The sequence below is a fragment of the Enterobacter sp. 302C9 genome, from assembly GCF_034106085.1.
GTDB lineage: Bacteria > Pseudomonadota > Gammaproteobacteria > Enterobacterales > Enterobacteriaceae > Enterobacter > Enterobacter asburiae_B.
This window is the reverse complement of sequence record NZ_JAWNBW010000018.1, coordinates 1-12026: the sequence shown is the minus strand read 5'-3', so window position 1 is coordinate 12026 and position 12026 is coordinate 1. Positions and strand designations below refer to the sequence as shown.

At 57.6% G+C, this 12026-nt stretch carries 13 protein-coding genes and 1 riboswitch; of the genes, 6 read left to right on the top strand and 7 right to left on the bottom strand.

What is annotated here, in order from left to right; all coding sequences use genetic code 11:
* Position 1: 1 nt before the first annotated feature.
* From thiS to UR289_RS21290, 5 genes are all read right to left on the bottom strand, one after another.
* Positions 2-202, bottom strand: a complete 201-nt coding sequence (thiS, locus tag UR289_RS21310) for a sulfur carrier protein ThiS (protein WP_039262358.1) — start codon at positions 200-202, stop codon at positions 2-4.
* Positions 186-941: a HesA/MoeB/ThiF family protein gene (locus UR289_RS21305; RefSeq protein ID WP_320711541.1), complete on the bottom strand. Its 756-nt coding sequence runs from the start codon at positions 939-941 to the stop codon at positions 186-188. Before UR289_RS21305 ends, thiS begins: the two co-directional genes overlap by 17 nt.
* Positions 928-1569 (bottom strand): thiamine phosphate synthase, encoded by a 642-nt coding sequence (thiE, locus tag UR289_RS21300; RefSeq protein ID WP_320711540.1) that lies wholly within the window; start codon positions 1567-1569, stop codon positions 928-930. Before thiE ends, UR289_RS21305 begins: the two co-directional genes overlap by 14 nt.
* Entirely contained in the window at positions 1569-3464 is a 1896-nt protein-coding gene (thiC, locus tag UR289_RS21295; RefSeq protein WP_033146986.1) for a phosphomethylpyrimidine synthase ThiC, read from the bottom strand. The genes thiE and thiC overlap by 1 nt, the downstream gene beginning before the upstream one ends.
* 78 nt (positions 3465-3542) lie before the next feature.
* A riboswitch (TPP riboswitch) is annotated at positions 3543-3654 on the bottom strand.
* 54 nt (positions 3655-3708) lie between these two features.
* Entirely contained in the window at positions 3709-4206 is a 498-nt protein-coding gene (locus UR289_RS21290) for an Rsd/AlgQ family anti-sigma factor (protein WP_048979202.1), read from the bottom strand.
* A 95-nt stretch (positions 4207-4301) separates the two neighbouring features.
* On the opposite strand from UR289_RS21290, the gene nudC reads away from it, so the two are divergent.
* The 6 genes from nudC to UR289_RS21260 all read left to right on the top strand — a co-directional run bounded on the left by nudC (position 4302) and on the right by UR289_RS21260 (position 8654).
* Positions 4302-5075: an NAD(+) diphosphatase gene (gene nudC / locus UR289_RS21285; protein WP_033146985.1), complete on the top strand. Its 774-nt coding sequence runs from the start codon at positions 4302-4304 to the stop codon at positions 5073-5075.
* Between the two features lie 38 nt (positions 5076-5113).
* Positions 5114-6178 carry a uroporphyrinogen decarboxylase gene (gene hemE / locus UR289_RS21280; protein ID WP_029742041.1) on the top strand — a complete coding sequence of 355 codons (1065 nt, stop codon included), beginning with the start codon at positions 5114-5116 and terminating at the stop codon, positions 6176-6178.
* Between the two features lie 9 nt (positions 6179-6187).
* Positions 6188-6859: a deoxyribonuclease V gene (nfi, locus tag UR289_RS21275; protein ID WP_023309979.1), complete on the top strand. Its 672-nt coding sequence runs from the start codon at positions 6188-6190 to the stop codon at positions 6857-6859.
* A 41-nt stretch (positions 6860-6900) separates the two neighbouring features.
* Positions 6901-7491, top strand: coding sequence for a YjaG family protein (locus UR289_RS21270; RefSeq protein WP_033146983.1), 591 nt, complete (start codon positions 6901-6903; stop codon positions 7489-7491).
* Positions 7492-7677: 186 nt separating this feature from the next.
* Positions 7678-7950, top strand: coding sequence for a nucleoid-associated protein HU-alpha (hupA, locus tag UR289_RS21265; RefSeq protein ID WP_002445246.1), 273 nt, complete (start codon positions 7678-7680; stop codon positions 7948-7950).
* 11 nt (positions 7951-7961) lie between these two features.
* Complete coding sequence (locus UR289_RS21260) at positions 7962-8654, top strand: DUF1481 domain-containing protein (RefSeq protein ID WP_033146981.1); 693 nt, start codon at positions 7962-7964, stop codon at positions 8652-8654.
* Positions 8655-8703: 49 nt separating this feature from the next.
* Here the strand turns inward: UR289_RS21260 and purD are convergent, their stop codons facing one another.
* Both purD and purH read right to left on the bottom strand, forming a co-directional pair.
* Positions 8704-9996 carry a phosphoribosylamine--glycine ligase gene (gene purD / locus UR289_RS21255; protein WP_045357745.1) on the bottom strand — a complete coding sequence of 431 codons (1293 nt, stop codon included), beginning with the start codon at positions 9994-9996 and terminating at the stop codon, positions 8704-8706.
* Between the two features lie 15 nt (positions 9997-10011).
* Positions 10012-11601: a bifunctional phosphoribosylaminoimidazolecarboxamide formyltransferase/IMP cyclohydrolase gene (gene purH, locus UR289_RS21250; RefSeq protein ID WP_061716167.1), complete on the bottom strand. Its 1590-nt coding sequence runs from the start codon at positions 11599-11601 to the stop codon at positions 10012-10014.
* Positions 11602-12026 lie beyond the last annotated feature (425 nt).

The following is a 12026-nucleotide window of genomic DNA, read 5'->3' as shown; positions in this document are numbered from 1 at the left end:
CTCAGCCCCCTGCGATAACCTGAAACAGCAGGATCTGGTCGCCGTCATTGACCTGCTGATGTTCCCACTGCTCGCGCGGCAGGATCTGTTGATTGAGCGCCAGCGCCGTTCCCGGCTTGAGCTGGCGCAGCTTGTCGAGCAGTACCGCAACGGTGAGCCCGTCGTCGCATTTCATCGGCTCATCGTTAAACAGAATGCGCATCGCGGCCTCCGCATACCGGGCAGCGGCTGGCGCGGTGTAACGCCAGATGACGCCAGCCGCTGGAGCGGGCATCAAACAGCCGCAGCGTATTGCGTTCCGTCTCCATGCCGCTGAGCAGCTTGATGGCCTCCAGCGCCTGCATTGTGCCCATTACGCCGACCACCGGACCAAGAATGCCCGCCGTACGGCAGTTGCGCGCCGGCTCTGCATCATCCGGCCACAGGCAGCGATAGCAGCCCTGCGACCACGGCGGGGTCAGGACCATCATCTGCCCGCCGAACCCCACCGCGCTGGCGGTGATAAGCGGCGTATTATTTGCCACGCAGGCGGCGTTAATCGCCTGGCGCGTCGCCATGTTGTCCGTGCAGTCCAGCACCACGTCGGCAAGGGCGACCTCACGGCGCAGGTTTTCACCGCTGAGCCGATCCTGCAGGGCAATCAGCGCGATATCCGGGTTGAGCTGGTTCAGGCGCTGCCGGGTGATTTGCGCTTTCGGCTGGTTGATATCCTCGGTGGTAAAGAGGATTTGTCGCTGCAGGTTGCTGAGGTGAACCTCGTCGTCGTCGCTCAGCACCAGCGTGCCGATACCTGCGCCTGCCAGGTAAAGCGCGGCGGGCGCGCCTAACCCGCCCAGACCGACAATCAGCACCCGGCTGGCGAGCAGTTTTTGCTGTCCGTCGATGGCGATATCTTCCAGCAAGATCTGACGGCTATAGCGCATAAAATCACGATCGTTCATCACCCGCTCCTGCCAGCTGTAACAGCTGTTCGATGGCGAGACGCCAGTCTGCGGCCTGGGTGATGGCGCTGACGACGGCGATACTGCCGACGCCGGTCTCCAGCACCGCCGGGGCGCGTTCGAGGCTGATTCCGCCGATGGCGACGGTGGGGTAATCGGCAAGGCGTTTAACGTGACTCGCCAGCTGCGTCAGCCCCTGCGGTGCGGAGGGCATCTGCTTGGTTTGCGTCGGGAAGACGTGACCCAGCGCGATGTAAGAGGGACGGGCCGCCAGGGCCACGTCGATCTCCATGTCATCGTGTGTTGAAACGCCAAGACGCAACCCGGCTTCGCGGATAGCGCTCAGATCCGTTGTTTCCAGGTCCTCCTGACCCAGATGCACGCCGTACGCCTGGTGCTTAACGGCCAGCCGCCAGTAATCGTTGATAAACAGACGGGCATCGTAGCGACGCCCAAGCGCGATGGCGGCAGCCACATCGGCTTCCACCTCGTCATCGCGTTTATCCTTGATGCGCAGCTGGATCGTTCGAACGCCTGTCTCCAGCAGGCGCTCTATCCACTCCACGCTGTCCACCACCGGATAGAGCCCTAAACGGTAGGGGACAGGCGGGAAATTGGGCTTATACATTACGCCTCCTCTTTTTTGAGGTAGATTTCGCCGCCTCTGGCGCGGAAGGTTTCAGACATGTCCGCCATCCCCACTTCAATGGTCTGCGCGGCGGCGTAGTCGCGCACCTCCTGGCTGATTTTCATCGAGCAGAACTTCGGCCCGCACATAGAGCAGAAGTGCGCGACTTTGCCTGATTCCTGCGGGAGTGTCTCGTCGTGATAGGCGCGGGCGGTGAACGGGTCCAGCGCCAGGTTGAACTGGTCTTCCCAGCGGAATTCAAAGCGCGCCTTCGACATGGCGTTATCGCGAATTTGCGCGCCCGGATGGCCTTTGGCCAGATCCGCGGCGTGGGCGGCAATTTTGTAGGTGATCAGCCCCTGCTTCACATCCTCTTTGTTTGGCAAGCCGAGGTGCTCTTTTGGCGTGACGTAGCAGAGCATAGCGCAGCCGAACCAGCCGATCATCGCCGCGCCAATGCCCGACGTGAAGTGGTCATAGCCCGGCGCAATATCAGTGGTCAACGGCCCCAGGGTATAGAACGGTGCTTCGTGGCAGTGCTCCAGCTCCTCGGTCATGTTGCGGCGGATCATCTGCATCGGCACGTGGCCCGGGCCTTCAATCATCACCTGCACGTCATACTCCCAGGCGATTTTGGTCAGTTCGCCCAGCGTGTGCAGCTCGGCAAACTGCGCTTCGTCGTTCGCGTCGCGAATAGAGCCCGGACGCAGGCCGTCGCCCAGCGACAGAGAGACATCGTACGCGGCGCAGATTTCGCAAATTTCGCGGAAGTGTTCGTAGAGGAAGTTTTCCTGATGATGGGACAGGCACCACTTCGCCATGATGGAACCGCCGCGCGAGACGATGCCTGTCAGACGCTTTGCCGTCATCGGTACGTAGCGCAGCAGCACGCCCGCGTGAATGGTGAAGTAGTCCACGCCCTGTTCGGCCTGCTCCAGCAGCGTGTCGCGGAACGCTTCCCAGGTGAGGTCTTCGGCGATGCCGTTGACCTTCTCCAGCGCCTGATAAATCGGGACGGTGCCAATCGGTACCGGGCTGTTACGCAGGATCCATTCGCGGGTTTCGTGAATATAGCGTCCAGTGGAGAGGTCCATTACCGTGTCAGCGCCCCAGCGCGTGGACCAGACCAGCTTCTCCACCTCTTCTTCGATGGAGGAGGTGACGGCCGAGTTACCGATGTTCGCGTTGACCTTCACCAGGAAGTTGCGGCCAATAATCATCGGCTCGGATTCCGGGTGGTTGATATTGGCAGGGATAATCGCGCGGCCTGCGGCCACTTCGTCACGCACAAATTCCGGCGTGATGTTCTCCGGCAGGCGAGCGCCAAAGCCTTCACCCGGATGCTGATAGCGCAGCACTTCGCTACGGATGCGCTCGCGACCCATGTTTTCGCGGATGGCGATGAACTCCATCTCCGGCGTGACGATGCCCCGGCGCGCGTAGTGCAGCTGGGTCACGCATTTGCCCGCCTTAGCGCGTTTTGGCGTCAGCAGGCCGGTAAAGCGCAGCTCGTCCAGACCGTCGTCGGCCAGGCGCTCTTTGGTGTAGGCAGAGCTGAGTACGCTCAGTTCTTCACAGTCGTTGCGCGCATCAATCCACGGCTGGCGCAGCTTTGCCAGACCCTGCTGGACGTTGATGGCAACATCAGGATCGCCGTAAGGACCGGAGGTGTCATATACCGGCACGGCTTCGTTGTCTTCATACTGGGGGTTATCTTTGCTGCCGCCGATAAGCGTCGGGCTAAGCTGAATTTCGCGCATTGGGACGCGGATATCGGCCTGCGAGCCGGAAATATAGATGCGTTTCGAGTTCGGGAAAGCGGTGCCTTCCAGCGTGTCGATGAAGTGTTGGGCCTGTGCGCGCTGTTCGCGGCGGGTCAGTTTTGCAGTAGACATAGCTCATTCCAAAAGTGAAGGACATGGCTTGTCAGACGACGGATGAAGCAAGAGAGGATCGCCCTCAGGCGATACAACAGCAGTGTGACTCTTGTTCCCTTCGCAGGTATTAGCCTGATCAGGTTCCGCGGATCCCGAATTAACGGTCTCAGCCCGCGCTTTCAGGCGCTGGGCACTCCGACAAGAAAAATCCCCCTCGTGAGAGGGGCGAATGGTTGTAAATTACTCGTTAACGGTGAAGAACTCAAGCAGGGCGCGCGACGTTCTCTTCGTTACTGATGTTCAAATCATTATCCAGCACGAGGGCGATCAGCTTATCTTCCAGCGTGAATCGCTCTTCCAGCGCTTCACCGAGGTCGGATAGCGCCTGCTGAAACTCAAGATAGTTATCGTGGTCGATAGCGTTCTCGAGCGCGGAATCATAGTAATCCATGATCTGCTGGGTGTTGGCTTCCAGAAGGGGATAGAGCTTGCTGGCCGCTAAATAGGGTGTTGTCCCTTCCATTTCGCGGATAATGCGTTCATAAATATTGAAATGGCCGTCGGACAGATAGTCGACCAGGCCCTGACAAAAATCATCCAGCGCTTTTTCATTCAGTCGCATAAACGATTCTTTGCCAGGCTTAATACCGACCAGATTGTAATAAGCCACGAGTAGATGCTTGCGTACATGTAGCCAGCGATCCACCAGTTTGTTATTTCCTCTAACGCGCTCAGTCAGGCTTTCCAGCTGGTTTAACATGGTCGACTCCGCAAAATGTAGGATTGAATCTGCTTATCCAGAATGTAACCACAATGCTAACAACATGTCAGTGAAGCGAAGGTAGTGCAATAGATATGGATCGTATTATTGAAAAATCAGATCTTGGTTGGTGGATCGTCAGTCACGAACAAAAATTATGGCTTCCTGCCGGGGAAATCCCCTACGGTGCAGCTGAGGCGTTCGATCTTGTTGGCCAGCCTGCGCTGAAGATCGGCGAGTGGCAGGGTGAGCCGGTGTGGTTGATCCAACAGTCCCGCCGCCAGGATATGGGATCGGTGCGCCAGGTGCTGGATCTGGACGTGGGGCTGTTCCAGCTGGCGGGGCGCGGCGTGCAGCTTTCTGAGTTTTACCGCTCGCATAAATACTGCGGCTACTGCGGTCATACCATGCGTCCGAGCAAAACCGAGTGGGCGATGCTCTGCAGCCACTGCCGCGAACGCTACTATCCGCAGATTGCGCCGTGCATTATCGTCGCTATCCGCCGGGAGGATTCCATCCTGCTGGCGCAGCATACCCGCCATCGCAACGGCATTCACACCGTGCTGGCCGGCTTCGTCGAGGTGGGCGAAACGCTGGAGCAGGCGGTAGCGCGCGAGGTGATGGAGGAGAGCGGGATCAAAGTGAAGAACCTGCGCTACGTTACCTCCCAACCGTGGCCGTTCCCGCAGTCTCTGATGACGGCATTTATGGCCGAATACGACAGCGGCGAGATCGTTATCGATCAGAAAGAGCTGCTGGAGGCAAACTGGTATCGCTATGACGATCTACCGCTGTTGCCTCCGCCGGGCACCGTGGCGCGTCGGCTGATAGAAGATACCGTGGCGATGTGTCGGGCCGAGTATGAGTAGTGTTACACTGAGGCCATGACGTTTAAGGAACTGCAAAAATGACCGAACTGAAGAACGATCGTTATCTGCGTGCGCTGCTGCGCCAGCCCGTTGATGTCACCCCGGTATGGATGATGCGCCAGGCGGGACGCTATCTCCCGGAGTACAAAGCCACGCGCGCGCAGGCGGGCGATTTTATGTCGCTGTGCAAAAATGCCGAGCTGGCCTGCGAAGTGACGCTCCAGCCGCTGCGCCGCTTCCCGCTGGATGCTGCGATCCTCTTCTCGGATATTCTGACCATTCCGGATGCAATGGGCCTTGGCCTGTACTTCGAAACCGGTGAAGGCCCGCGTTTCACCTCCCCAATCAAAAGCAAAGCCGACGTGGATAAGCTGCCGATCCCCGATCCGGAAGGTGAGCTGGGCTACGTGATGAACGCCGTGCGCACCATTCGCCGTGAGCTGAAAGGTGAAGTGCCGCTGATTGGCTTCTCCGGCAGCCCGTGGACCCTGGCGACCTATATGGTTGAAGGAGGCAGCAGCAAAGCCTTCACCATGATTAAAAAGATGATGTACGCCGAGCCGCTGGCCCTGCATGCGCTGCTCGACAAGCTGGCGAAGAGCGTCACCCTCTACCTGAACGCGCAGATTAAGGCGGGTGCGCAGTCGGTGATGATTTTCGATACCTGGGGCGGCGTGCTGACAGGGCGCGATTATCAGCAGTTCTCCCTGTACTACATGCACAAAATCGTCGACGGCCTGCTGCGTGAAAACGAAGGCCGCCGCGTGCCGGTGACGCTGTTCACCAAAGGTGGCGGCCAGTGGCTGGAAGCGATGGCGGCAACCGGCTGCGACGCGCTGGGCCTCGACTGGACGACCGATATTGCCGATGCGCGTCGTCGCGTGGGCGACAAAGTGGCGCTGCAGGGCAATATGGACCCGTCCATGCTCTATGCGCCGCCAGCGCGCATTGAAGAAGAAGTGTCGACTATACTGTCTGGTTTCGGCCAGGGTGAAGGCCACGTCTTTAACCTCGGCCACGGCATTCATCAGGATGTGCCGCCAGAACACGCAGGCGTATTTGTGGAGGCGGTGCATCGGCTTTCTGCCCAGTATCACAAGTAAGGAGTGGTTATGGATCTCGCGTCGCTACGCGCTCAACAAATCGAACTGGCCTCATCGGTGATCCGCGAGGATCGTCTGGATAAGGATCCTCCGCAGTACATTGGCGGAGCAGACGTCGGATTCGAGCAGGGTGGGGAAGTGACGCGAGCGGCGATGGTGGTACTGAAATATCCTTCGCTTGAGCTGGTGGAGTACAAGGTAGCGCGTATCGCGACCACCATGCCGTACATTCCGGGCTTTCTCTCCTTCCGCGAATATCCCGCGCTGCTGGCAGCGTGGGAGCAACTCTCGCAAAAACCTGACCTGCTGTTTGTCGACGGACACGGTATTTCACACCCGCGCCGTTTAGGCGTTGCCAGCCACTTTGGGCTGCTGGTGGATGTGCCGACCATTGGCGTTGCCAAGAAACGCCTGTGCGGCGCGTTTGAACCTCTTTCAGCCGAGCCGGGCGCGCTGGCGCCGCTCATCCATAAAGGTGAACAGCTGGCGTGGGTCTGGCGCAGCAAGGCACGCTGTAATCCGCTCTTTATCGCCACGGGGCACCGGGTGAGCATGGACAGCGCCCTGGCGTGGGTGCAGCGCTGCATGAAGGGTTACCGCTTGCCGGAGCCGACGCGCTGGGCAGACGCCGTGGCCTCTTCGCGTCCGGCTTTTGTTCGTTGGCAGGAAATTCAGCGATGATTCAGGTAAACTGCGCCTAATTTTCGATTCGAGAGATCATCATGCTACAAAACCCGATTCACCTGCGCCTTGAGAAACTTGAAAGCTGGCAGCACGTGACGTTTATGGCTTGCCTGTGCGAGCGCATGTATCCCAACTATGCCGCGTTCTGTAAGGAGACGGGCTTTGGTGATGGCCATATCTACCGCCGCATTCTGGATCTGATCTGGGAAACGCTGACGGTGAAAGACGCGAAGGTGAACTTCGACTCCCAGCTGGAAAAGCTGGAAGAGGCGATTCCGGCTGCGGATGATTTTGACCTGTACGGTGTCTACCCGGCGATTGATGCCTGCGTGGCGTTAAGCGAACTGCTTCACTCCCGTCTGAGCGGTGAAACGCTGGAGCATGCAATTGAAGTCAGTAAGGCATCGATTACAACCGTCGCGATGCTGGAAATGACCCAGGAAGGTCGCGAGATGACCGACGAAGAGCTGCGTGCAAACCCGGCGGTTGAGCAAGAATGGGACATTCAGTGGGAAATTTTCCGCCTGCTGGCAGAGTGTGAAGAACGCGATATTGAGCTAATAAAAGGGCTGCGCGCGGACTTACGAGAGGCTGCCGAGAGCAATATTGGTATAATTTTTAACCAATGAGACAAGAAAACTTGAGATAACGCCCGTTTTGTCGCTCCTCGACTCTTCCCTTTCGCCCCTTGTCTGGTCTACATTTGGGGGGCGAAAAAAAGTGGCTATCGGTGCGTGTATGCAGGAGAGTGCTTTTTTGGCATTTTCGTCGCACTCGATGCTTAGCAAGCGATAAACACATTGAAAGGATAACTTATGAACAAGACTCAACTGATTGATGTAATTGCGGACAAGGCTGATCTGTCTAAAGTGCAGGCTAAAGCTGCTCTGGAATCTACCCTGGCTGCTATTACTGAGTCTCTGAAAGAAGGCGATGCTGTGCAACTGGTTGGTTTCGGTACCTTCAAAGTGAACCACCGCGCTGAGCGTACTGGCCGCAACCCGCAGACCGGTAAAGAAATCAAAATCGCCGCAGCTAACGTGCCGGCATTTGTTTCTGGTAAAGCACTGAAAGACGCTGTTAAGTAAGACGCGTGGCAGTGAACAGTTTTAGCGAAGGGGCGGCAACGCCCCTTTTGTCTTTCTGGCGTGGAACGCTCGCGCTGGCAGGCATGCTGCTGCTGTCAGCCTGCAGCCACGACACCTCCCTGCCGCCGTTTACCGCCAGCGGCTACGCGGACAACCAGGGCGCGGTCAGGATCTGGCGCAAAGATTCCGGCGGCGAAGTGCATCTGCTTTCTGCCTTCAGCCCGTGGCATAACGGCAATACGTCAACTGCGGAATATCGCTGGCAGGGAGATGACCTGTCGCTGATTGAACTGAACGTCTACAGCAAGACCCCCGAACACGTGAAAGTGCGTTTTGACGACCATGGTGAGCTGAGCTTTATGCAGCGCGAAGTCAGCGGCCAAAAACAGCAGCTTTCCAGCGATCAAATCGCCCTCTACCGTTATCGTGCCGAACAAATCCGCCAGACCAGCGATGCGCTTCGTCTGGGACGCGTTGTGCTGCGCCAGGGGCGCTGGCATGCCGATGGGACGGTGACAACCTGCGAAGGACAGACGGTCAAGCCTGAGCTCGAATCCTGGGCAACCGAACACATTCAACGCCGTCAGCGTCATTCATCAATGGAAGTGAGTGTGGCGTGGCTGGAAGCGCCGGAAGGCTCTCAGCTGTTGCTGGTGGCGAACGAAGACTTCTGCACCTGGCAGCCGACGGAAAAAAGTTTTTGATTTAAATCCCCTCTCCCTTGAGGGAGAGGGTTAGGGTGAGGGTGTGAAATTACTCGCCCTGCTCGCGCGCAATTGCACGATAACCGATATCCTGACGGCTAAAGCTGCCGTTCCAGTGAATATCCGCCATCAGCGCATAGGCGCGTTTCTGCGCTTCTGCTACGGTATGACCCAGCGCGGTTGCACACAGCACGCGTCCGCCGTTGGTGAGGACGCGATCGTCGTCAGCCAGCTTCGTACCCGCATGGAACACCTTCGCACCGTCAATCTCTTCCAGCGGCAGGCCGTGGATCTCATCCCCGGTGTTGTAGTTGCCCGGGTAACCACCCGCCGCAATCACCACGCCCAGAGACGCACGCTCGTCCCACTCTGAGGTTTTCTCGTCGAGCTTGCCTTCGCAGGCTGCCAGACACAGTTCCACCAGATCGGATTTCATGCGCAGCATGATGGGCTGCGTTTCCGGATCGCCAAAGCGGCAGTTGAATTCGATGACCTTAGGGTTACCCTGTTTGTCGATCATCAGACCCGCATAGAGGAAACCGGTGTAGGTGTTGCCTTCCGCCGCCATCCCTTTCACGGTTGGCCAAATGACGCGATCCATGGTGCGCTGGTGGACTTCGTCAGTCACTACCGGAGCGGGGGAGTAAGCGCCCATTCCGCCAGTATTCGGGCCGGTATCGCCATTGCCCACGCGCTTGTGATCCTGGCTGGTGGCCATCGGCAGAACGTGCTCGCCGTCGACCATCACGATAAAGCTGGCCTCTTCACCGTCGAGGAACTCTTCGATCACGATGCGGTGGCCCGCATCGCCAAAGGCGTTACCCGCCAGCATATCCTGAACCGCGGCTTCCGCTTCTTCGAGCGTCATCGCCACGATCACGCCTTTACCAGCGGCCAGACCGTCGGCCTTGATAACAATCGGCGCACCTTTTTCACGCAGGTAGGCCAGGGCTGGCTCCACTTCGGTGAAGTTCTGATATTCCGCCGTCGGGATGTTGTGACGCGCGAGGAAATCTTTGGTGAAGGCTTTGGAGCCTTCCAGCTGCGCGGCGCCTTCCGTTGGCCCGAAGATTGTCAGGCCCGCCGCGCGGAAGGCATCGACGACGCCAATCACCAGCGGCGCTTCCGGGCCGACGATGGTTAGATCGATTTTCTCGCTCTGGGCAAAGCTCAGCAGCGCCGGGATATCGGTCACGCCGATAGCCACGTTTTGCAGCGCGGGTTCCAGCGCGGTACCGGCGTTGCCCGGTGCCACGAAGACCGTTTTCACCAGCGGAGACTGCGCCGCTTTCCACGCCAGAGCGTGCTCGCGTCCGCCGTTACCAATCACTAATACTTTCATTTTCTGCTCCGGGAATTAATGGCGGAAGTGGCGCATGTCGGTGAAGATCATTGCAATGCCATGTTCGTCGGCAGCGGCAATCACTTCGTCGTCGCGAATTGAGCCGCCAGGCTGGATCACACAGGTGATGCCCACTGCAGCCGCCGCGTCGATACCGTCACGGAACGGGAAGAAGGCGTCAGAAGCCATGGCGGAGCCTTTCACTTCCAGACCTTCATCGCCTGCTTTAATGCCCGCGATTTTCGCGGAGTAAACGCGGCTCATCTGGCCTGCGCCTATCCCGATAGTCATGTTTTCTTTGGCGTAGACGATGGCGTTGGATTTAACGAACTTCGCGACCTTCCAGCAGAACAGCGCGTCACGCAGTTCCTGTTCGGTAGGTTGACGTTTGGTTACCACGCGCAGGTCGGCTTCTGTCACCATACCCAGATCGCGGTCCTGAACCAGCAGGCCGCCGTTTACACGCTTGAAGTCCAGGCCCGGCACGCGTTCTGCCCACTGGCCGCAAACCAGCACGCGCACGTTCTGTTTTGCCGCGGTGATTTTCAGCGCCTCTTCGGATGCGGATGGCGCGATGATCACTTCAACGAACTGGCGGGAGATGATGGCCTGAGCGGTTTCAGCATCCAGCTCGCGGTTGAAGGCGATAATGCCGCCGAACGCGGAGGTCGGGTCGGTTTTGTAGGCGCGATCGTAGGCGTCCAGAATAGAGGTGCTCACGGCAACGCCGCATGGGTTCGCGTGCTTAACGATAACGCAGGCCGGCTCGCTGAACTCTTTCACGCATTCCAGCGCGGCATCGGTGTCGGCAATGTTGTTATAGGAGAGCGCTTTGCCCTGAACCTGCTGAGCGGTCGCAACAGAGGCTTCTTTTACCTCTTCTTCTATATAGAAGGCAGCCTGCTGGTGGCTGTTCTCACCGTAACGCATATCCTGCTTCTTAATGAAATTCAGATTCAGGGTGCGCGGGAAGCGGCCAGAAGGATCTTTGCTTTCACCGTGGTAAGCAGGCACCAGGCTACCGAAGTAGTTGGCGATCATGCTGTCGTACGCCGCGGTGTGCTCGAAGGCTTTGATGGCGAGGTCGAAACGCGTTTCCAGAGTCAGTGACCCTTCGTTGGCATCCATCTCATTAATAATGGTTTCGTAATCGCTGCTCTTTACGACAATGGCCACATCTTTATGGTTCTTGGCCGCGGAGCGCACCATGGTTGGGCCGCCGATATCAATATTCTCTACGGCATCTTCCAGAGAACAGCCTTCGCGGGCTACGGTTTGGGCAAACGGGTAGAGGTTAACGACAACCATGTCGATTGGGGCGATGTCATGCTGTTCCATAATAGCGTCGTCCTGACCACGACGGCCAAGAATTCCGCCGTGCACTTTCGGGTGCAGAGTTTTGACGCGTCCATCCATCATTTCCGGGAAACCGGTGTAATCGGACACTTCGGTTACCGGCAGACCTTTATCTGCTAACAGGCGAGCGGTACCGCCTGTAGAAAGCAGCTCCACACCGCGTGCGGAAAGTGCCTGAGCGAATTCGACGATACCGGCTTTATCAGAAACACTGAGCAGAGCGCGGCGGACTGGACGACGTTGTTGCATGGTAAATCCCCTGGATTTCACGATTACAGAGAGCGTTAGATGAATTTTCCTGCGAAAAACTCATCTAACACACCTGACGGGGCATCCTTATTAAGCGCGAGCATTTTAACGAAAACGTTTGCGCAACGCTCGCACATTTTCACTTTTTCGTATCATTGTGGATAAGTCTGTGTGTAAAAAGGTATAAGGCGGGGTTTTGCTGTGGAATGCAGCAGTCAGTCATTTTTCTGACATTTAGCGGTTGCGGCCTGCTGAGAACTCCCTATAATGCGCCTCCATCGACACGGCGGATGTGAATCACTTCACACAACAAGCGGTTCGGTTGAAGAGAAAAATTCTGAAATAACGGGTTGACTCTGAAAGAGGAAAGCGTAATATACGCCACCTCGCAACGGTGAGCGAAAGCCGCGTTGCACTGCTCTTTA